The sequence below is a fragment of the Bradyrhizobium sp. CW1 genome, from assembly GCF_023100665.1.
In the GTDB taxonomy this organism is placed as follows: Bacteria; Pseudomonadota; Alphaproteobacteria; order Rhizobiales; family Xanthobacteraceae; genus Bradyrhizobium; species Bradyrhizobium canariense_D.
Map to the genome: position 1 here is coordinate 5,516,972 of NZ_CP064684.1, position 21,408 is coordinate 5,538,379.

17 protein-coding genes are annotated in these 21,408 nt (G+C 64.4%); 6 read left to right on the forward strand and 11 right to left on the reverse strand.

The features are described from left to right. Window positions 1-132: 132 nt before the first annotated feature. Window positions 133-1,407, reverse strand: a complete 1,275-nt coding sequence (locus IVB54_RS26975) for an acyl-CoA dehydrogenase family protein (protein WP_247363455.1) — start codon at window positions 1,405-1,407, stop codon at window positions 133-135. A 209-nt stretch (window positions 1,408-1,616) separates the two neighbouring features. Between IVB54_RS26975 and IVB54_RS26980 the strand changes: the two genes are divergently transcribed. Then, complete coding sequence (locus tag IVB54_RS26980) at window positions 1,617-2,396, forward strand: enoyl-CoA hydratase-related protein (protein WP_247363456.1); 780 nt, start codon at window positions 1,617-1,619, stop codon at window positions 2,394-2,396. Between the two features lie 164 nt (window positions 2,397-2,560). Here the strand turns inward: IVB54_RS26980 and IVB54_RS26985 are convergent, their stop codons facing one another. The 3 genes from IVB54_RS26985 to IVB54_RS26995 are packed head-to-tail and all read right to left on the reverse strand — an operon-like array spanning window position 2,561 to window position 4,712. Then, window positions 2,561-2,938, reverse strand: a complete 378-nt coding sequence (locus IVB54_RS26985) for a DUF6285 domain-containing protein (protein ID WP_247363457.1) — start codon at window positions 2,936-2,938, stop codon at window positions 2,561-2,563. Window positions 2,939-2,940: 2 nt separating this feature from the next. Then, the gene (locus IVB54_RS26990; protein ID WP_247363458.1) at window positions 2,941-3,927 is read right to left on the reverse strand and encodes a phosphotransferase family protein; all 987 of its coding nucleotides are present in this window, start codon (window positions 3,925-3,927) and stop codon (window positions 2,941-2,943) included. Beyond that, window positions 3,924-4,712, reverse strand: a complete 789-nt coding sequence (locus IVB54_RS26995) for an enoyl-CoA hydratase/isomerase (protein ID WP_247363459.1) — start codon at window positions 4,710-4,712, stop codon at window positions 3,924-3,926. Before IVB54_RS26995 ends, IVB54_RS26990 begins: the two co-directional genes overlap by 4 nt. Window positions 4,713-4,878: 166 nt before the next feature. Between IVB54_RS26995 and IVB54_RS27000 the strand changes: the two genes are divergently transcribed. The 3 genes from IVB54_RS27000 to IVB54_RS27010 all read left to right on the forward strand — a co-directional run bounded on the left by IVB54_RS27000 (window position 4,879) and on the right by IVB54_RS27010 (window position 7,701). Further along, entirely contained in the window at window positions 4,879-5,658 is a 780-nt protein-coding gene (locus IVB54_RS27000) for an SDR family oxidoreductase (protein WP_204510639.1), read from the forward strand. A 111-nt stretch (window positions 5,659-5,769) separates the two neighbouring features. Next, window positions 5,770-6,150: a VOC family protein gene (locus tag IVB54_RS27005; RefSeq protein ID WP_247363460.1), complete on the forward strand. Its 381-nt coding sequence runs from the start codon at window positions 5,770-5,772 to the stop codon at window positions 6,148-6,150. A 273-nt stretch (window positions 6,151-6,423) separates the two neighbouring features. Then, window positions 6,424-7,701, forward strand: coding sequence for an acyl-CoA dehydrogenase family protein (locus IVB54_RS27010; RefSeq protein WP_247363461.1), 1,278 nt, complete (start codon window positions 6,424-6,426; stop codon window positions 7,699-7,701). Between the two features lie 51 nt (window positions 7,702-7,752). Here the strand turns inward: IVB54_RS27010 and yghU are convergent, their stop codons facing one another. Next, window positions 7,753-8,634, reverse strand: coding sequence for a glutathione-dependent disulfide-bond oxidoreductase (gene yghU / locus IVB54_RS27015; protein ID WP_085362319.1), 882 nt, complete (start codon window positions 8,632-8,634; stop codon window positions 7,753-7,755). Window positions 8,635-8,937: 303 nt separating this feature from the next. Here yghU and IVB54_RS27020 point away from each other — a divergent pair, with 303 nt between their 5' ends. Together IVB54_RS27020 and IVB54_RS27025 are read left to right on the forward strand one after the other, a co-directional pair. Further along, window positions 8,938-10,071: a nitronate monooxygenase gene (locus tag IVB54_RS27020; RefSeq protein WP_018456978.1), complete on the forward strand. Its 1,134-nt coding sequence runs from the start codon at window positions 8,938-8,940 to the stop codon at window positions 10,069-10,071. 115 nt (window positions 10,072-10,186) lie between these two features. Continuing rightward, window positions 10,187-11,704, forward strand: a complete 1,518-nt coding sequence (locus IVB54_RS27025) for an acetyl-CoA acetyltransferase (RefSeq protein ID WP_247776525.1) — start codon at window positions 10,187-10,189, stop codon at window positions 11,702-11,704. 108 nt (window positions 11,705-11,812) lie between these two features. Here the strand turns inward: IVB54_RS27025 and IVB54_RS27030 are convergent, their stop codons facing one another. The 6 genes from IVB54_RS27030 to ltnD all read right to left on the reverse strand — a co-directional run bounded on the left by IVB54_RS27030 (window position 11,813) and on the right by ltnD (window position 21,311). Further along, window positions 11,813-13,015 carry an efflux RND transporter periplasmic adaptor subunit gene (locus IVB54_RS27030; RefSeq protein ID WP_247363463.1) on the reverse strand — a complete coding sequence of 401 codons (1,203 nt, stop codon included), beginning with the start codon at window positions 13,013-13,015 and terminating at the stop codon, window positions 11,813-11,815. Next, a complete protein-coding gene (locus tag IVB54_RS27035; protein WP_247375564.1) occupies window positions 13,002-16,181 on the reverse strand; it encodes an efflux RND transporter permease subunit in 3,180 nt (1,059 codons plus the stop codon). Before IVB54_RS27035 ends, IVB54_RS27030 begins: the two co-directional genes overlap by 14 nt. 265 nt (window positions 16,182-16,446) lie before the next feature. Further along, a complete protein-coding gene (locus IVB54_RS27040) occupies window positions 16,447-18,138 on the reverse strand; it encodes a methyl-accepting chemotaxis protein (protein WP_247363465.1) in 1,692 nt (563 codons plus the stop codon). A 169-nt stretch (window positions 18,139-18,307) separates the two neighbouring features. After that, window positions 18,308-19,597: a 3-oxo-tetronate kinase gene (gene otnK, locus IVB54_RS27045; protein ID WP_247363466.1), complete on the reverse strand. Its 1,290-nt coding sequence runs from the start codon at window positions 19,595-19,597 to the stop codon at window positions 18,308-18,310. After that, a complete protein-coding gene (gene otnI / locus IVB54_RS27050; RefSeq protein ID WP_085352176.1) occupies window positions 19,594-20,376 on the reverse strand; it encodes a 2-oxo-tetronate isomerase in 783 nt (260 codons plus the stop codon). The genes otnK and otnI overlap by 4 nt, the downstream gene beginning before the upstream one ends. A gap of 17 nt (window positions 20,377-20,393) precedes the next feature. After that, a complete protein-coding gene (gene ltnD / locus IVB54_RS27055) occupies window positions 20,394-21,311 on the reverse strand; it encodes an L-threonate dehydrogenase (protein ID WP_247363467.1) in 918 nt (305 codons plus the stop codon). Between the last annotated feature and the right edge of the window lie 97 nt (window positions 21,312-21,408).

The following is a 21,408-nucleotide window of genomic DNA, read 5'->3' on the forward strand; positions in this document are numbered from 1 at the left end:
GGGACCCATAGCCACAGGATTGGGTTTTGCGAAAACTCGGAGTTGCCGTCTCGCGCAACGACTTCTCCGTGGGGTAATGGGTCCCGGCCTTCGCCGGGACGACTCCGGGGAGAGACTGCGCGCAACAATCCCTCAATGCTTCCCCGGCCCCATATAGCCGAACAAAAATCCCGCTACCTTGCGGATCTGGATCTCCTCGCTGCCCTCGGTGATGCGATAGCGGCGGTGATGGCGGTAAATGTGCTCGAACGGCTTGTGGCGTGAATAGCCCATGCCGCCGTGAACCTGCATGGCGCGGTCGGCAGACTCGCAACACAGGCGGTTTGCCCAGTAGTTGCACATCGAGACGCGGTCGGAGAGCGTGCGCTCGATCTGCTCCTCGGTGAGCTTGTCCATTTCCCAGGCGGTCTTGCGGATCAACAGGCGCAGCATCTCGGCCTGCGTCGCAAGCTCGACCAGCGGGAATTGGATCGCCTGGTTCTCGGCCAGCGCCTTGCCGAACGGTTTTCGCTCGCGCGCATACTTCACGCTCTCGTTGATGCAGTAGACCGCTGCCCCCAACGAACTCGCTGCCTGCCGGATGCGGTTTTGATGGACAAAACATTGCGCCAGCGACAGGCCGCGACCGTCCTCGCCGAACAGCGCATCCTCCGGCACGAACACGTCCGTAAAGCTGACGCGGGGATGATCGGTCGGCATGTTGAAGGTCCACATATACTCTTCGATCTTCACGCCATGGCTCGTGGCCGGCACCAGGAAGCAGGTGATGCCGCGGGCATCGCCGTCATTGCCTGACGTGCGCGCGAACAGCGCGCAATGCGTGGCGACGTGCATGCCGGTCGTCCACATCTTCTCGCCGTTGATGATCCAGCCCTTGACGTTGTCACGGGTCGCGGGCACCGCGCGCGCTTCCATATGGGTGGCGTCGGAGCCGTGATTTGGCTCGGTCAGGCCGAAGGTGATGCGGTACTTGCCCTTGATCGAGCCGTCGATCATCGCCTTCTGGTCGTCGCGTCCGTAGCGATCGAGCATGGTGGCGACGGGGAAGTTGCCGACGATGGAATGCTCGTTCTGGAGGTCGTTGTGCAGGCCGAGCCCCTTGGCGGCAAAGTGCTCGCGGATGACCGCCATCCAGAGGTTGGAGCCATTCTTGCCGCCATATTGCTTCGGCACCGCAAAACGCAAATGACCGGCGGCGTCTGCGAGATCCTTGGCCTTGCGCAGCAGCGCCTCCCATTCGTGGCGCGGCAGGCCGCCATTCTCGAAATCGGTGCGCGTCCATTCGCGGCGGTGATCGAAGAAGCGGATGTTATCGTCGACCGCCTCCAGCGGCTTGATCTCGCGTTCGATGAAAAGGTCGAGCTCTGCGAGATAGGCGACGAGATCGGCAGGCAGCGAGAAATCCACGGCTCTCTCCCGGATGATTTTTTCGTTTGCGTTAAGGCGCTGGGCGCAGCTTTGCTTCGCACGATTAAGGTGAGAAGAGCGCCGCCAAGTCAAGCAATGGGAGGCGTGCCGGATGCGCAAGGCGCATTGCGCAATTCGATGGTGCTCCAGCGCGGAGGCGCGGTAGTATTCCGGCAATATTCCTTCACGAGAAACTGCGGGAGCGCGCGATGGAGCTGAAATTTTCCAAGGTGGAACGCAAGGGGCCGATCACGATCGTGACGCTGTCGCGGCCCGAGGTCTACAACGCGCTGCACACCGACGCGCATTTCGAGCTGCAAAAGGTATTTGACGATTTCTCCGCCGACCCCGAGCAATGGATCGCGGTCGTCACCGGTAGCGGCGATAAGGCGTTCTGCGCCGGCAACGATCTGAAGTGGCAGGCGGCCGGCGGCAAGCGCGGCTGGGACAAGGGCGGCTTTGCCGGCCTCACTGCGCGCTTCGACTGCGACAAGCCGATCATCGCCGCGGTCAACGGCGTCGCCATGGGCGGCGGTTTCGAGATCGCGCTCGCCTGCGACCTCATCATCGCCTCGGAGAACGCGACCTTCGCCCTGCCCGAGCCCCGCGTGGGGCTGGCCGCACTCGCCGGAGGGCTGCATCGGCTGCCGCGGCAGATCGGACTCAAGCGCGCCATGGGCATGATCCTCACCGCGCGCCATGTCAGCGCCAAGGAGGGTCTCGAACTCGGCTTCGTCAACGAGGTGGTGCCGCAGGGCGAGGCGCTCACGGCCGCGCTGCGCTGGGCCGAGATGATCACCAAGAATTCGCCGATGTCGATCCGCGCCTCGAAGCAGGCGATCCAGAAGGGCCTCGGCGTGTCGCTGGAGCAGGCGATCGAGGAGCAGCGGGACTATCCGGCGGTGAAGGCGATGGTGGCCTCGCAGGATTACATCGAGGGACCGAAGGCGTTTGCGGAGAAGCGGCCGCCGAAATGGGTGGGGAAGTAGGGCGGTCTCTCTCCGCCAGTCACGACTCCCAACACCACCGGTGTCATGCCCCGGCTTGACCGGGGCATCCAGTACGCCGCGGCTTCTCGGCTCAATCAATGCCGTCTCTGGAATACTGGATCGCCCGCCTTCGCGGGCGATGACAGCAGAGAGTGTAGTACCGCCTACCCGCCACGCGAGAGTTCGCGTTTGTACGACGCGTAATTCGGCTGATCCACCGCAAGCTTGTCCATGGTCGTCGCCCACAGATGCTCGGCAAGGCCCGGCGTTGCCAGATCGACCTCGCCCTTGGCGATGCGCTCGGCGAGTGCGCGGTTGAGATCGGTCACCGAGCCGTCGGTGCCGAGCAGAGCACGCAGCCGCTCCACCTCCGCGGCGTCGCTCCCCTCCTCCCGCGTCAACTGCCTTGTCACGAGATCGAGGATGTTGATGGCCACGCGCAGCTTGAAGGCCTGGTGGCCGGAGATCAGCGGCGCGATGTCGTTGCGGAGGAAATCGGCGACCGACTTCGTCAGCTCGATCGGGGTCGGCTCGTCCTGCATGGTCAACTCCCCCGCGGCGCCAGCAGCCGCAACAGATCGATCTCGGTCTCGGAAGCGCGACGGCCGATCATGGCGCGTTCCATCGAATGGTCCGGACTTTCGCGAAAGCGCTGCATCATGCCGCCGCACATGATGCCCCAGCGCAGCGTGCCCATCACTTCCCAGAATTTGACACGCGATGGATCGACCTTGCGCCCAGCCGCCTCATAGCCGGTAAACAGCTCCTGACGCGAGCCAAAGCCGCCGACCGGCTTGTCGATCTCGCCAAAGCGCCAGGAGTTGACGCAGACCCAGCCGAGATCCTCCATGGGATCGCCGAGATGGGCGAGCTCCCAGTCCAGCACCGCGCGCACGCCGTCGGCGCCAATGATGAGATTGCCGTTGCGGAAATCGCCATGCACCAGCGTCGTCTCGGCCGAAGGGCCCGGATCGTGGTCGCGGAGCCAGCGCAGCGCCAGCTCGAAGACGGGTTTGGGCCAGTCCAGGCTGCGATAATCGCGTTCGAACTCAGAGATCTCCTCCGTCGCGGACCGGCTGCGCAGCTCGGGCAATTTGTCCCGCGGCAGCCCGTGCAGCTTCGCGAGCACGCCGCCGATCTGCCGTGCGAGACGCGGCCGCGCCGCCGCAAACTCGTCGTCGCGCAGAATCTTGCGCGCGATGGTTTCGCCCTCGACCCGCTGCATGATGAAGCCGGTGCCGAGATCGTCGTCCGGCGTGAGCACATGCATCACGCGCGGCGACGGCACGCCGGCCTCATAGGCAAGCTGCATCAGCTGCGCTTCCGCGTCGAGACCTGCCGCGCGCGTCGGCGCCGCGCCATACCCCTTCGGCGAGCGGCGCAGGATCGCACCGATCGGCCCGTCGGGATGCACGATGTCGAAGCGCCAGGTCTCCTGGCTGGCGCCGCCGGACAGCTTGGCCGCGCCGGTCACGCCGGTCGCCCCCTCGCACCAGCGCGCAACGCTGCGGGAAAGCTCAGCCTCGATCATTTGCCCTTGAACTGCGCCGGACGCTTCTCCAGGAAGGCGCCAACACCTTCGCGGAAATCATCCGTGTCGCCGGCACGGAGCTGGCACTGAAATTCGAGATTGAGCTGATCCTCGAAGGAATTCTCCGGGCTGTCCCAGTACAGCTTGCGGATCAGCGACAGCGCGACCGTCGGGCCGCTGGCGAGGTCGCGCGCAAGCTTCATCGCCTCCTCCATCAGCACGCCGTCATCATAGACGCGATTCACAAGGCCCCATTCCAGCGCCTTATCGGGCGGGAGCCGCTCGCCCATCAACGACAATTCGATCGAGCGTGCCTTGCCGATCAGCCGCGGCAAGAGCCAGGTCGAGCCGCAATCCGGCACCAGACCGATGCGGCGGAACGCTTGCAGGAAATAGGACGAGCGCGCGCACAGGATCATGTCGCCGAGCAGCGCGAAGCTCATGCCGGCGCCGGCCGCCGGGCCGTTGACCGCGGTCACGATCGGGCAATGCAGATTGCGGATGCGGCGCAGGAAGGGATGGAAGCCGGTCTCGAGCGTCAGGCCGGCCTTGGTCTTCTTCGACTGGTTGTTGCGGCCCTGGAGATTCGCCCCGGTGCAGAACGCCCGCCCTGCGCCCGTCAGCACCACGCAGCGCACCTCGTCCTTCTTCTCCTCGATCGTGTCGAGCGCTTCTGAGAGACCGCCCAGCATGTCCACGGAGACCGCGTTCATCACCTCCTGATGGTCGAGCTTGAGGATCGCGACCGAACCATCGAGATCGAGCGTGACGTGTTTGAACTGCATGGTTTCCTCGTGAGTTGCGGCCTGCACCAGTTTCGCAGACCGGAATTGCTTTTGCCGGGGCGCATATTTGATTTTTGGCGCGGTCTTGTCCATGGTGATCGGAGCATAGCAAGCAATCTTGCGCGCAGCGGCTGATGCGCACGAAGCAAAAAACAGGAAACGCGCCATGAACCTTTTCGACCTTTCGGGACGCGTCGCCGTGATCACCGGCGGCAATGGCGGCATCGGGCTGGGCATCGCGCAGGCGCTCGCCGGCCAGGGCTGCAACGTCTCGATCTGGGGCCGGAATGCTGACAAGAACAAGGCCGCTGCCGCGAGCCTGGCCGGGCTATCAGGCAAGGTCGACACGCGGGTCTGCGACGTCACCGACCCGACCTCGGTCAACGCCGCGATGAAGGCCACGCTCGACACATTCGGCCGGGTCGACGGCTGCTTCGCCAATGCCGGCATCGGCGGCGGCGGCCGGCGCTCCTTTATCGAACGCACCGAGGAAGAATGGCGCACGATGTTTGCGACCAATCTCGACGGCGTGTTCCACGCGTTCCAGGCTGCCGCAAAACACATGACCGCGCGCGCCGAGGCCGGCGATCGCTTCGGCCGGCTGGTGGCGACTTCGAGCCTCGCCTCGATCTTCGGCACCGCGCGCAACGAGCACTATGCCGCGACCAAGGCCGCGATCAACGCGCTGGTGCGTGCGCTCGGCGTCGAGCTGGCGCGTCACGGCGTCACCGCGAACGCGATCCTGCCGGGCTGGATCAAGAGCGACATGACCTCGGGCCTGATGGCCAACGAGAAATTCGTCGCCAACGTGATGCCGCGAATTCCGGTGCGGCGCTTCGGCGAGGCCAGCGACTTCGGCGGCATCGCGGTGTATCTGATGAGCAAGGCCTCGTCGTACCACACGGCGGATACGTTCGTGATCGACGGCGGTTATACGGCGTTCTGATTCTCGTAGCCCGGATGGAGCGCAGCGCAATCCGGGACCGCCAAAAGCAAACAAGACCCGGATTACGCTTCGCTCCATCCGGGCTACAAATCATAATGAGGGGAACGGCAAATGTTTTCACACGTGATGATCGGCACCAACGACCTCGACAAGGCCAAGACGTTCTACGACAATTTGCTGTCCACGCTCGAGGTGCGGCCGGCGCGGGTCGACGGCCATCGCATCTTCTACATTACCAAGACCGGCGTGTTCTCGGTCACAAAGCCGATCAACGGCGAAGCGGCGACGCCTGCGAATGGCGGCACCATCGGCTTTGCCGCCAACTCGCCGGAACAGGTCAATGCATGGCATACGGCCGGCATCGCCGCCGGCGGCGTTCCTTGCGAAGATCCTCCTGGTATCCGTCAAGGCCCGGGCGTCAACCTCTATATTGCCTATTTGCGTGACCTCGACGGCAACAAGATCTGCGCGATGCACCGGATGGCAAGCTAGGCCGGCCGCAACCACCGCTGTCATGCCCCGGCTTGACCGGGGCATCCAGTACGCCGCAGCTTCTCGATAGATCACATACGCCTCGGAGTACTGGATCGCCCGATCAAGTCGGGCGATGACAGCGAGAATGCCGCCCATTCAAACAACATTTCAAACGTCCGCGATATTCCATCGCATGGCATGGCTCGCGTTGGAAAAAATGCGCGCTCGCACTTTGGCGACGCTGCGACTATTCTCCGGCGCAACGCGATCTCAGCGACCCCGGGAGGAACAATGACAAAACACACCTATATTCCCCGCACCACCAACTACACCCTCAATCCCGGCGACGAGCTCAACGACCTCAGGATGTCGGACCAGATCCGGCCGCTCTACGATCACGTCAGGAAGTTCATCCGCGACACCGTCGAGCCGATGTCGACCGAATTCGCCAAGGCCGGCGAAGGCAAAGAGGATCGCTGGAGCTTCACGCCGAAGCAGCTCGAGGTGCTGGAGAAGGCCAAGAACAAGGCCAAGCAGGAAGGCCTCTGGAACTTCTTCCTGCCCGACGACGAGACCGGCCAGGGCCTGAAGAATCTCGACTACGCCTATATCGCATCCGAGCTCGGCAAGAGCCCACTGGCATCGGAGAGCATGAACTGCTCGGCGCCTGATACCGGCAACATGGAGGTGCTGGAGCGCGTCGGCACCAAGGAGCAGAAGGAGAAGTGGCTGAAGCCGCTGATGAACGGCGAGATCCGCTCCGCCTATGTCATGACCGAGCCGAACGTCGCCTCCTCCGATGCCAAGAACATCTCGACCAGCGCCAAGCTCGTCGGCGACGAATGGGTCATCAACGGCGAGAAATATTACATCTCCGGCGTCGGCGATCCCCGCTGCAAGATCCTCATCGTAATGGTGAAGACCAATCCGGACGCGGCGCCGAGCAAGCAGCAGTCGCAGATTCTGGTGCCGCGCGACACGCCCGGCGTCGAGGTGCTCGGTCCCATGTACGTGTTCGGCCAGGACCACGCGCCGCGCGGCCACATGCACATGCGCTTCAACAACGTGCGCGTGCCCAAGGAGAACATTCTGCTCGGCGAAGGCCGCGGCTTCGAGATCTCGCAGCTTCGGCTAGGCCCGGGCCGCATCCATCACTGCATGCGCACTATCGGCAAGGCCGAGAAGGCGCTCGATTTGATGGTGCAGCGTGGCCTCACCCGCGAAGCCTTCGGCAAGAAGATCGCCCATCTCGGCGGCAATATGCAGATCATCGCGCAGGCGCGCTGCGAGATCGAGGCGATGCGGCTGATGGTGCTGAAGGCCGCCAAGGCCATGGACGTGCTCGGCAACAAGGAGGCCCGCGTCTGGGTCTCCATGGTTAAGGCCATGGTGCCAGAGCGCGCCTGCAAGATCATCGACCAGTCGATCCAGATGCACGGCGCCACCGGTATCTCGCACTGGACCCCGCTCGCCGAAATGTACCAGGACGTCCGCCATCTCCGTTTCGCGGACGGCCCGGACGAGGTGCATTGGATGGTGGTGGGACGCCACGAGCTGAGCATGGCGTGAGGTCCTTCTTCCCCCTCTCCCCACTTGCGGGGAGAAGGTTGGGATGAAGGACTACGACGCGGCCACCTCGCCGATCTTGTCCTGCGTCTTGGTCTCGAAATCGCTGGCGTCATGCCGCTCGTGAAGCTGGCTGGCGGGATCTCCGGAGACACGGTTGACCATGCGGCCGCGCTTGACGGCCGGGCGCTTGGCGATCTGGTCGGTCCAGCGCTGCACGTGCTTGTAGTCCTGCACGGACAGGAATTCGCCGGCGCCGTAGACCAGCCCCTTGGCGAGCGCGCCGTACCAGGGCCACACCGCCATGTCGGCGATGGTGTATTCGCTGCCGGCGAGATATTCGTTGTCGGCGAGCCGGCGGTCGAGCACGTCGAGCTGGCGCTTGGTTTCCATCGCGAAACGGTCGATGGCATATTCGATCTTGGTCGGCGCGTAAGCGTAGAAATGGCCGAAGCCGCCGCCGAGATAGGGCGCGCTGCCCATCTGCCAGAACAGCCACGACATCGCTTCAGTGCGGCTCTTGATGTCCTTCGGCAGGAAGGCGCCGAACTTTTCGGCGAGGTAGAACAGGATAGAGCCGGACTCGAACACCCGGATCGGCTCCGGGCCGGAGCGGTCCATCAGCGCCGGGATCTTGGAATTCGGATTGATGTCGACAAAGCCGCTGCCGAACTGGTCGCCGTTACCGATTCTGATCAGCCAAGCGTCGTATTCCGCGCCCTTGTGGCCGAGCGCCAGAAGCTCCTCCAGCATCACGGTGACCTTGACGCCGTTCGGCGTCGCCAGCGAATAGAGCTGGAAGGGATGCTTGCCGACCGGCAGCTCCTTGTCATGGGTGGGACCGGCGATCGGGCGGTTGATGCTGGCGAACTGTCCGCCGTTCTCCTTGTTCCAGGTCCAGACCTTGGGCGGCACGTAGGCGGGGGTGTCGGTCATGCGAGGGCTCCGGCAAAAAGATGCGTCTGCATTAATTAGCCCGCGGACGGCGGATGGCAAGCCCTGCCGGCCCTGCGTCCTGCGCGGGCTTCGCGACCGCGTCATGCGTCCGACGTTGCCGAGGACGGCCATCACGAGAAGCCGCATCTGTCGAGCCGGGCGTACGGCTTCGCGCAACACGGCGTGTGCACGCAAGATGCGCCGCCAAATCCGGATTGGCATAGCGCAAGACGATGGTCTAGCGTCGATGAGCCTTCGCTCAAGATTGCGACAACAGCAACGCGAGGCCGCCGGGAGAGAACGATGAAATCGCCGATCTGCGACATGCTGGGCATCGATTTCCCGCTGCTCGCCTTCAGCCATTGCCGCGATGTCGTCGCGGCTGTCAGCCGCGCCGGTGGGTTTGGCGTGTTAGGTGCGACCGTGCACACGCCGGATACGCTCGAACGCGAGCTGAGATGGATCGACAAGCACGTTGACGGCAAGCCTTACGGCGTCGACGTGCTGATCCCCGAAAACATCTCGACTGCGGGCGAGAAGGACGTCACCTGGAAGAGCCTTGAGGCGCGCGTGCCACAGGAGCACCGCAACTACACGCGCAATCTCCTGAAGAAATACGACATCGAACTCACGACCACCGAGGTCGCCGACAACCAGCCGCAGCCGTTCGATGGCAGGACCGCGCTGGAGCTGCTGGAGGTCTCGTTCAACCACCCGATCCGCCTGATCGCCAATGCGCTCGGCGTGCCGCCGAAGGCCATGATCGAGATGGGCAGGAAGCACGGCGTGCCGGTCGCGGCCCTGGTCGGCGCCAAGGAGCACGCGCTGCGCCAGGTCGCGGCCGGCGTCGATATCCTCGTGGTCCAGGGCACCGAAGCTGGCGGCCATTGCGGCGAGGTCTCGACCATGGTGCTGGTGCCCGAGGTGATCAAGGCGATCAAGAATATCCGCGACGTGCCGGTGCTGGCGGCCGGCGGCATCATGACGGGACGACAGATGGCGGCCTGCATGGCGATGGGTGCCGCGGGCGCCTGGACCGGCTCGGTGTGGCTTGCGACCGTCGAGTCCGAGACCACGGAGATCTTTCGCGAGAAGATGATCGCGGCATCGTCGCGCGATGCGGTGCGCTCTAAGGGCCGCACTGGAAAGCCGGCACGGCAACTTCGTTCGGTCTGGACCGACGCCTGGGACCGCGCAGCCGAGAGCCCCGGCGCATTGCCGATGCCGCTGCAAAGTATCGTCAGCCGCGACGCCTTCAACTCGATCGACCGCGCCGCGGCGGGCGGCAACGCCAAGGCGCGCGATCTCGTGAGTTACTTCGTCGGCCAGGGCGTCGGGCTGATCGACAGCGTGAAGTCGGCCGGTGCGGTGGTGCAGGAGTTCAAGGAAGAGTTTGCCGAAGCCGTCGAGCACATGAATGCGCTGGTGGCGGAGTGATTGCCACACACCGTCATTGCGAGCGCAGCGAAGCAATCCAGACTACCATCGCGGAAAGACCCTGATTGCTTCGCTACGCGCGCAATGACAAAAAACTGACATCGTGAATTGAAGCATGACAGATAAGAAGCATACCCCCGAAGACCGCATCCCCGTCATCGTCGGCGTCGGCGAGATCGTCGACCGTCCCAAGGAGGTCACCGATGGCCTCGAGCCGCTCGACCTGCTCGAACAGGCGCTGCGGCGCGCGGAAGCAGATGCCGGCGCAAAGCTGCTCGACGAGGTGCAATCGCTCGATATCGTCAACTTCCTGAGCTGGCGCTATCGCGATCCGGAGCAGCTGCTGGCGCAACGGCTCGGCATCACGCCTTCGCATTGCTATTACGGCCCGGTCGGCGGCGAGAGCCCGATCCGCTACATCCACGAGGCAGCAAAGCGCATTGCGCGCGGCGAATGCAGCGTCGCCGCGGTTTGCGGCGCGGAGGCACAGTCGACGGCGACCAAGGCGGAGCGCGCCGGGGCAAAGCTGCCATGGACCCCGTTCGCCCATGACGTCGAGGAGCCGAAGCGCGGCGCGGCGTTCCAGAAGCCGCTGGCCGTGAAGCTCGGCGTGTTCCGCCCCGTCACCGTCTATCCGTTCTACGAAGCGGCATCGTCCGCCCATTGGGGACAGACGCCGCGCGAGGCGATGGCAGAGTCGGGTACACTATGGTCACGCTATTCCGAGGCCGCCGCGCAGAATCCCAACGCCTGGCTGAAGCGGCGCTATACGCCTGACGAAATCACGACGCCCACCGCGGACAACCGTCTCATCGCGTGGCCTTACAACAAGCTCATGGTTGCCAACCCGAGCGTCAACATGGGCGGCGTGCTGCTGCTGACCAGCCTCGCCAAAGCGCGTGCGGCCGGCATCGCCGATGACAGACTGGTCTATCCGCTCGGCGGCGCCTCGGCCGAGGAGCCGCGCGACTATCTCTTGCGCGACCACTTTTACGAGAGCCATCCGCAGAACGCCGTTTTGAAGGCCGTGATGGATCTCGCCGGCGGTGACAGCAAGACGTTCGACGCGCTCGAGCTCTATAGCTGCTTTCCGTGCGTGCCCAAGATGGCGCGGCGGACGCTGGGTCTAGGTGCGGACGTGCAGCCGACCGTAACAGGCGGCCTCACCTTCTTCGGCGCGCCGCTCAACACTTACATGACCCATGCGGCCTGCGCGATGGTGCGGCGTGTGCGGGACGGCGCAAAGCTCGGCCTGCTCTACGGCCAGGGCGGCTTCGTCACCAAGCATCATGCGCTGGTGGTGTCGAAGGCGCCGCCGCGTGAAGCATTGGCACAGGAGACGAGCGTGCAGGCGGCGGCGGACAGCAACAAGCGCGCGGTGCCGGAGTTCGTCACGGATGTCTCAGGCAAGGGCAAGGTGGAGAGCTTTACGGTGCTCTACGGCCGCGGCGGCGAGGTCGAACATGGCGTGGTGATGCTGCGGACGGAAAACGATAGGCGCACGCTGGCGCGAATTCCCGCGAGCGATGCGGCAACGCTGGCGCATCTGCTCGACATGGATCGCACGCCGGTGGGTTCGCTCGGCGAGATCACGATGACGGTAGATGGCGTGCCGGAATGGAGGGTGGCGTAGCTCTCGTAGGGTGGGCAAAGGCGCTCTTGCGCCGTGCCCACCAATCTTTTTTAGGATCGCAGAGAGATGGTGGGCACGCTTCGCTTTGCCCACCCTACGAAACCGAGGCTACCCCTTCGGCGCCTGCTTCTCCGACGCCGTCGCGGGCTTGCCCTTGGCGCCGGCGCCGGTCACGCGGACCTGGTCGCCGTCGGAGAGGCCGTCCGGTGGTGCCGTGATGACGCGGTCATCCGCTGCAATTCCCGAGGCGAGCTCGATCTCCTTGCCAAGATCGCGGGCGATGGTCACGGGCTTGAACAGGACCTTGTCGTCCGGACCGACGGTTGCGACGCGCAGGCCGCTGCCGTTGAAGATCAGCGCACTGGCGGGAATGCTGAGCGGCGCGGCGTCGCGCTGCAGGCTGAGCTTCACGCTAGCATAGCCGCCGGGCATCAGCTCGCCTGAGGAATTGTCGAGACCGAGCTGCATGCGCGTCGTGCCGGAGGCGACGTCAACCGCCTGCGAGGAGGCCTCCACCGTCGCCTGGAAGGTCCGGTTCGGATACTCCGGCAGCACGATGGCGGCCTTGGCGCCGATCTTGATCGCGGGCACGTAGTTCTGGGGCACGTTGATGTAGACGCGCAGCTTGGTGATGTCGGAGACCACGAACATTGCCGGGCCCGAGCCGCCGCCTGAATTGATCAGCGCACCGACGTCGGTGTCGCGCGCCGTGACCACACCGTCAAACGGAGCGGTGATCTTCTTGTAACCGGCCAGCGCTTCGAGGCGCTCGACGTTGGCCTGGCCCGAGCGAACCGCCGCGTTCTTGTTGGAGAGATCGGCGGTACGCTCGTCGATCTCCTGCGCGGAGACGAAGTTGGAGGCGACCAGCGTCTTGCGGCGGTTGAGGGTGGCTTCCGACAGCCTGGCGCTGGACTGCTGGCTGGCGAGGTCGGCGCGGGCCTGAAGCAGTTGCTGGTCGAGGTCGGGCGCCTCGATCTCGGCGATCACCTGACCGGCCTTCACCCGCGCACCGATGTCAGCGCTCCAGCTTTTGAGATAGCCGGGAACACGGGCAAAGATCGGCGCGCGATAATAGGCTTCGAGACGGCCCGGCAAGTCGATGGTCGCATTGAGAGCCTTGGCATTAGGCAGCGTCACCGCGACGCTGGGAACAGCCTGATCATCGGTCCATGCCTTCAATTTGGAGCCCTGCTCCTCGCGGGCGCGGATGCCGGTGCCCACGACCAAGCCGGCCGCGATTAGCGCCACCACGCCGAAAATGCCCAGTTTCCGGTGCGACACCGGGGAGCGGGGTTCAGTGGGCGACATGCGGGGGCTCCAGGGAGGCGGCGCCTTTGGCGCCTTGCTTCTTGTGTACCATACTGAACACCACGGGAACGAACATCAGCGTGGCGAAGGTTGCAAAGATCAGGCCGCCGATCACGGCACGGCCGAGCGGCGCATTCTGCTCGCCGCCCTCGCCGAGCCCCAGCGCCATGGGCGCCATGCCGATGATCATGGCGAGCGCGGTCATCAGCACCGGGCGGAACCGGACGAAGCCGGCTTCGAGCGCCGCGGCGATGGGATCGCCGAGCTCTTCGTAGCGCTCGCGGGCGAACGAGATCACGAGCACGCTGTTGGCGGTGGCAACGCCCATGCACATGATCGCGCCGGTCAGCGCCGGCACCGACAGCGTCGTCTCGGTGGCGAACAGCATCCAGACGATGCCGGCGAGTGCTGCGGGCAACGCCGTGATGATCACGAAGGGATCGGACCAGGACTGGAAGTTCACGACGATCAGGAAATAGATCAGGACGACCGCGCCAAGCAGGCCGAACAACAAGCCGGTGAAGGCGCTGTTCATGGTCTGCACCTGGCCGAGCAGCACCACGGAAGAGCCTTTCGGCACCTCCTTGGCGGTGTCGGCGATCACCTGGCGGATGTCGGTCGCGACCGCACCGAGATCGCGGCCCGAGGTCGTGGCGAAGATCTGCACCATCGACTGGATGTCGTATTGCGAGACCACCGCGCTCGAAGTCGATCGCTTGATATCGGCGATGCCGCCGAGGATCGGCGACTGCGAATTGCCGGCCGCCGTGATCGGCAACGTCTGAAGCGCGCTGAGCGAATCCATCTGGTATTGCGGCGTCTGCATCACGATCGAATAGGATACGCCGTTGTCCGGATTGAGGTAGTAGGTCGGCGCCACCTGCGAGGAGCCGGCAAGGTTGACCACGAGACTGTTGGTGACGTCACGCTCGGTCAGCCCGACATACTGCGCGCGGGTGCGGTCGACATCGATATTGAAGGTCGGATTGTTCGGTGACTGCTGGATGCGCGCATCGGCGACGCCGGGAATCCTGCGAACCTTGGCCAGCAGATTGTTGGCATAAACGAAGTTGGCGCTGATATTGGCGCCGCGGATCTGCAGGTCGATCGGCGCCGGCGCGCCGAAGTTCAGGATCTGGCTGACGATGTCGGCCGGCAGGAAGGCAAAGCTGACGCCGGGGAACAGCCGCGGCAATTGCTCACGCAGCACGCGCACATGCTCTTCGGTCGGCTTGTGGCCTTCCTTCAGCTTGATCTGGATGTCGCCATCCTGCGGGCCGATCACGCCGGTGTTGTTGTAGGTCATGTTGATGCCGGAGATCGGCATGCCGATGTTGTCGGTCAGCGTTTCGATCTCACCCGGGATCAGCTTGCGGATCGCCTTCTGCACGTCGGCGAGCTGGTTCGCTGTCTCCTCGACGCGGGTGCCGACCTGGGTGCGGACGTGCATCAGGATGTTGCCGGCATCGACCGCGGGGAAGAAGTTGCGTCCGAGGAACGGGACCAGCGCGAAGGACGCGCTGACCACGCAGAGGAAGCCGATCACGAACACCGGACGGTGCGCGAGCGCGAGCCCGAGGAAATTGTGGTAGCCGCCGCGAATGCGCTCGAAGCGAGCCTCGAAACCGCGCTGGAACCAGACCAGTGGATTGCGCGACTTCGGCGGACCGTTCTCGTGATGGACATGCGCCTGCAATAAATAGTTCGCCATGGTCGGCACCAGCGTGCGCGACAGCAGGAACGACCAGATCATCGCGAACATCACCGCTTCCGCCATCGGCACGAACAGGAAGCGCGCCACGCCGGTGAGGAAGAACATCGGCACGAACACGATGCAGATGCAGAGCAGCGAGACGAAGGCCGGCGTCACGATCTGGTTGGCGCCGTCGAGGATCGACTGCTCGACCGACTTGCCCTGCTCCAGATGGTAGTTGATGTTCTCGATCGTGACCGTGGCATCGTCGACGAGGATGCCGACCGCGAGCGCCAGGCCGCCGAGCGTCATGATGTTCAGCGTCTCCCCGATCGCCGACAGCATGATGATGGCGCCGAGCACCGAGAGCGGGATCGAGACCGCAATGATCACAGTCGAGCGCCAGCTGCCGAGGAACAGCAGGATCATGACGCTGGTGAGCAGCGCCGCGATCACGCCCTCGAACGCGACGCCTTCGATGGCGCCGCGGACGAACACCGACTGATCGCCGATGAAGCCGATCTTGAGCGCGTCCGGCAGCTGGTCCTTGACGTCGATCACCTTCTGCTTGATGCCCGCGATGATGTCGAGCGTCGAGGTCGCGCCCGCCTTCAGCACCATCATCAGCACCGAGCGGTTGCCGTCGACATGGACGATGTTGGTCTGCGGCGGGTTGCCGTCCCTGACGGTCGCGACGTCGCGCACATAGACCATCGCGCCGTTGACGGTCTTGATCGGCAGATTGCCGAGCTCCTCGATCTTCAGCGGCGAGTTGTTGAGCTGGATGATATATTCGAACTGCCCGATCTTCTGGGTGCCGACCGGCGTGATCAGGTTCTGGGCCGCGAGCGCGTTGGCGACGTCCTGGCCGGACAGGCCGCGGGCCTGGAGCGCGGTCGGGTCGAGGTCGATCTGGACCTGGCGCTGCTTGCCGCCGAACGGGTACGGGATCGCGGCGCCGGGCACGGTGACCAACGGCGTACGGAGCTGGTTGATGCCGATATCGGCGAGGTTCTGCTCGGTGAGGCCATCGCCCGAGAGCGCCACCTGGACGATCGGCACGGTGGAGGCGGAGTAGTTCAGGATCAGAGGGGGCGTCGCGCCCGGCGGCATCTGCTTGATCAGCGTCTGCGAGATCGCGGTGACCTGCGCGTTGGCGGTGCGGATGTCGACGTTCGGCTGGAAGAAGATCTTGATGATGCCAAAGCCGTTATAGGAATTGGCGGTGATGTGCTCGATGTCGTTGACCGTTGTCGTCAGCGCGCGCTGGAACGGCGTGGTGATGCGGCCCGACATCTGATCGGGCGGCAGGCCGGTGTATTGCCAGACCACGCCGATCACAGGGATGCGGATGTCCGGGAAGATGTCGGTCGGCGTCCGCAGCGCCGCCAGCGGTCCGATGATCAGGAGCAGGAGCGCGAGCACGACAAACGTGTAGGGCCGGCTCAGGGCAATACGGACCAGAGCAATCATTCGTTGGGCAATTCCAGATCAGGGACAGGAAACACCGCCCCCGCGGGTTCCTCGGCTGATTTACCTGAAGACCGCCCGAATGGCCAACGGCACTGCGTCACGAGCGGTCAATTCCCTGCTATCGCACTGCGAAATAGCATTCCAGATATGCACCTCGCGCCGAAAGATGACGGGAGACAGCTTTCATGTGCGCAAAAAAAGCGGCGCCCAAAGGCGCCGCTTTCGAACAATGCCGTGATTTTCAGCTTACGCCGTGCGGACGCAGTTACGCCGCGCGAACGTTGGTCAGGAACTTGCTGACCTCGGTCTTGAGCCGGCCGGAGTCGTTGGAGAGTATCTGTGCCGCCGACAGCACCTGCGAGGAGGCCGTGCCGGTCTCGGTTGCGCCGCGCTGCACGTCGGTGATGTTGGAGGAGACCTGCTGGGTGCCCTGCGCCGCCTGCTGGACATTGCGGGCAATCTCCTGGGTTGCCGCGCCCTGCTCTTCCACGGCCGCGGCGATCGCCGACGAGATCTCCGACAGACGCTCGATGGTCGAGGAGATCTCCTTGATGGCGCCGACCGAGTCGTTGGTCGCCGCCTGGATGCCGGAGATCTGCTGGCCGATCTCACCGGTCGCCTTCGCGGTCTGCTCGGCGAGCGCCTTCACCTCGGAGGCGACGACCGCAAAGCCGCGGCCGGCTTCGCCGGCACGTGCGGCTTCGATGGTCGCGTTCAGCGCCAGAAGGTTGGTCTGGCCGGCGATGGTGTTGATGAGCTCGACGACGTCGCCGATGCGCGAGGCCGCCTTCGAGAGCTCGCTGACGCGTTCGGTGGTGGCGCGGGCCTGGCCGACGGCATCGCCCGCCATGCGCGCCGATTCCTGGACCTGGCGGCTGATCTCGCCGACGGACGAGGCCATCTCCTCGGTCGCCGAGGCCACCGACTGCACGTTGGTCGAGGCTTCCTCCGACGCTCCGGCAACGGTGGTCGCCAGCCGCTGGGAGCGGTCGGCGGTCGAGGTCAGCGTCGAGGCCGAGGCTTCCAGCTGGGTCGAGGCCGACGACACGGTCTGGACGATCTCGCCGATCATCGTTTCGAATTCGCGGGTAATGTTGTCGACGCGGCGGCCGCGCTCGATCTTGGCTTCGGCATCGGCGGCGGCAGCCTCGTCGGCGGCCTTTTTGGCGATCAGCGCTTCCTTGAAGATCTGGAGCACGTCGGCCATGGCGCCGATCTCCGTCTTCTCACCGCGATGAGGGACTTCGGCGGAAAGGTCGCCCTTGCCCAGCGCCTGCATCGGCTCGGTAATCGAGTTGATGCCGTTCGAGACGTCCTGGACCAGGTAGAAGCCAACGCCGGAGCCGACAAGGACGGCGGCGCCGAGAATGATCGCGACCAGCATGAAGGCATAATAGTAGCTGTTGGCGGCATCCTGCGCGGCCTGGTCGCCACCTTTGGTGTTGAGCTCGATGTCCTTGCGCAGGACCTCGTCGGCCTGAAGCCCGATCTTGTTGACCGTCTTGGTGTTCAGATCATGCGCCTCGTGCGGGACCTTGCCGGCCTCCTTGCGCGACAGCGCCATGACCTCCTGGGTCCCCTTCTTGTACTCCTCCCAGAGCTTCGACCATTCACCGTAGAGTGCCCGTTCTTCAGGCGAGGTGATCATGTCCTCGTAAGTTTTGCGGAATTTGGCATTGGCCTCGATCACGGTCGCGAGCGTCTTTTCCATCGCGAGCTTCTCGTCCAGCGTTTCCGACAGCATGTGCTCTCGAATGACGTTGCGGTAAGTGATCACGCCGGCACGCAGGTCGCCGAGCACGCGCACGCTGGGCATCCAGCTCGTGGTGATGTCGACGGTGTTGGCATTCATCGACCGCATCTTCATGACGGCGAGCAGGCCCATGCCGGCCATCGCGACCAGCAGGAACGCCACGACACTGATGATCTTGGCACGAATGGAAATGGTGGCGAGCATAGACGAGTCTCTTTGTGCTGGAGCGGTGGCGCGCCCGGAGTTTTACGAATCAACCAAAGGGAGCAGCACCGACATCCAACACCTAGAGCACTTGAGCAGATGTAAACACGACTCCGTACAACTACGAAAGCCCGAAACAAATGAACATGGCGCTAAAAATGCCCTGCGTTCAGCGCATGAGCCTAAGCGCGTCGGAGAAAAACTCCGCGCCGCCGAAATTTCCGGACTTCAAGGCGAGCAGCATGTCGCTTTTTTCAGCACCGACCGCGCGCAGCACCGGGACGCCCGCCGCAATCTCTACTCCGACGAGAAATCCCGGAATCTTCAATCGGTCGACCACGGCGCCGGATGTCTCCCCGCCGGCAACGACCAGTCGCTTGACGCCGGCCCGCACCAGACCTTCGGCAATGTCGGCCATCGCCTGCTCGATGGCGTGACCGGCCGCGTCGCGACCACGGCGCGCCTGGAGCGCGGCGACCTGATCCGGCGTCGAGCTCGATGCGATCAGGACCGGACCCTCCGCCAGTCGGGGCTTCGCCCAGGCCAGAGCGCGCTGGGCCTCGTCCTCGCCCGTAGTAATACGGTCCGGATCGAGATGCAGCACCGGCATGACGCGCTCGGCATTGGCGATCTGCTGGAGCGTCGCCTGCGAGCAGCTTCCGGCAAGGCACGCCGCCGGTCCTCCGACCGCTGCCCCCGCCTCGCTGGTCGCCGCGGTCGATGTGACCTTGCCTGTCGACACCAGCGCCCGCGCCAGCCCAAGACCCATGCCGGAAGCGCCGACCGACAGCCGATGCTGGGCAGCGACGAGGCCGATGGTTTCGAGGTCGCGATCGAAGACGGCATCGATGATCGCCGCGCCAATGCCCTTGCCGGCGAGTTCGGCCAGCCGCGTCCGCACGGCATCCGCGCCGCGCGTGACGGTGGCGAGATCGACCAGGCCGATTTGCGTCTTGCTCTGGCGCGTCAGCACACGCACCAGGTTGGAATCGTGCATCGGGTTGAGCGGATGGTCCTTCAGCGGGCTCTCGTTCAGCGGCACGGCGCCCACGAACAGATTGCCCTGGTAGACGGTGCGGCCGGTCTCCGGGAAAGCCGGCGTCACCAGCACGGCCGTCTCGCCGCAATCGGCGCGCAGCGCGTCCATCACCGGGCCGATATTGCCCGCATCGGTGGAATCGAAGGTCGAGCAGATCTTGAACAGCACGTGGCTTGCGCCGCGGCCGCGCAGCCATGTCTCGGCCGCGCGCGAGCGCGACACGGCAAGGTTGGCCTCGATCGAACGGCTCTTCAAGGACACCACGACGGCGTCGACCTCGGGCAGCGCGAGATCGTCCGCGGGCACGCCGATGGTCTGCACCGTGCGCAGGCCGGCGCGCGTCAGCGTGTTGGCGAGGTCGGAGGCGCCGGTGTAGTCGTCGGCAATGCAGCCAAGAGATATTTTCGCTGCAAATGTCACGGCTTCACTCCCGCATAAGGCCTGAACCAGGCGAGGCCGTCGGTGGTCTTGCCTCGCGGATTATATTCGCAGCCGACGAAGCCGGCATAACCGAGCCGGTCGAGTTCGTCGAACAGGAACGGATAGTTCAGCTCCTCGCCGTCAGGCTCGTTGCGCGAGGGAATGCTGGCGATCTGGATGTGACCGATCACCGGCATCATCTCGCGCAGCCGCATCGTAACGTCGCCATGGATGATCTGGCAGTGATAAATGTCGAACTGGAGTTTCAGGTTCGGAAGCCGCAGCTCCTGGATCAGGTCGCGCGCGAAGCCGAAATCATTGAGGAAATAGCCGGGCACGTTGCGCGCATTGATCGGCTCGAGCACGATGTCGATGCCGTGCGGCGCAAAGAACTCGGCGGCCCACGCCACTGATTTGTAGAACGCCTCGATCGCGACGCGCTCGCCACGGTTGGCGATGCCCGCCATCAAATGCAGCCGCTTGACGCCGGTCGCCTTGGCGTAGGGCAGCGCAGTTTCCAGGCTCGCCTTCAGCTCGGGGAATCGCGACGGGAGCGCCGCAAAGCCCTTCTCGCCGGCATTCCAGTCGCCCGGTGGCAGGTTGAACAGCGCCTGAGTCAAGCCGTTGCGCTTGAGCCGCTCGCCGACCGCCTCGGCCGAATGCTCATAGGGAAAGAGAAACTCGACTGCGGTGAAGCCGGCTGCGGCAGCGGCGTCGAAGCGATCGAGGAACGGCACCTCGGTGAACATCATCGAGAGATTGGCGGCAAAACGGGGCATCGGAATCCTCTTATCCTTTACTTGTCGCCGGGCAGTTTCACGCCGGTGACCCGCGCATACATCCGCGCCACCGACGCATCATCGTCGCGGCCCATGCCGGAGGCTGCCGTCATCAAGAACATCTGAAGTGCTGCGGCGGAGACCGGAACCGGGAATCTGGCACTGCGCGCCATATCCTGGATGATGCCGAGATCCTTGACGAAGATCTCGACCGCACTGCGCGGCGTGTAATCGCCGTCGAGCACGTGCGGCATGCGGTTCTCGAACATCCAGGAGTTTCCGGCGGACGCCGTGATCACCTCATAGACCTTGCGGATGTCGAGACCCTGCTTGGCCGCGAACGCGATCGCCTCGCTGGCAGCGGCGATATGCACGCCGGCGAGCAGCTGGTTGATCATCTTGAAGGCGGCGCCCTGGCCTGCGGCATCGCCAAGCTCGTAGAGCTTCGCGGCCATGGCATCGAGCGCGGGCCGCGCTTTCTCAAACGCAGCCGGACTGCCGGAGGCAAGGATCGTCAGCTCGCCCTGCGCTGCGCGCTGCGCCCCGCCGGAGATCGGTGCATCCAGATAGTGCTGGCCGGTCGCCTCCAGCTGCTTGGCGAGACGCCGAGCCACGTCGGGATCCATAGTCGCCGACGACAGGAAGACGCTGTCCTTCGCCATGGTTTCGGCGACGCCATCCTTGCCGAACAGGATCGTCTCGGTCTGCGCGGCATTGACGACGACGCTGACGACGATGTCGGCGCCCTTGGCAGCTTCGGCCGGCGTCTTGGCGCCGGCGCCGCCCTCCGTCACGAAGCGCGCGACCGCATCAGCCGAGACGTCGCAGCCGGTGACGACATGACCGGCGCGCTTCAGCGAGCTCGCCATGCCGAACCCCATCGAGCCGAGCCCGATGACGGCGATGCGCTGATTCTGTGACGTGGAGGCGGACATACAACTGATCCTTGCAACGTTTCCCGGACGGCCGCCTTTTGCGGCAGCTTGGCAACCGAATAACACGGCTTGGCCGCGCTGCCAAAGCGTGAGACAA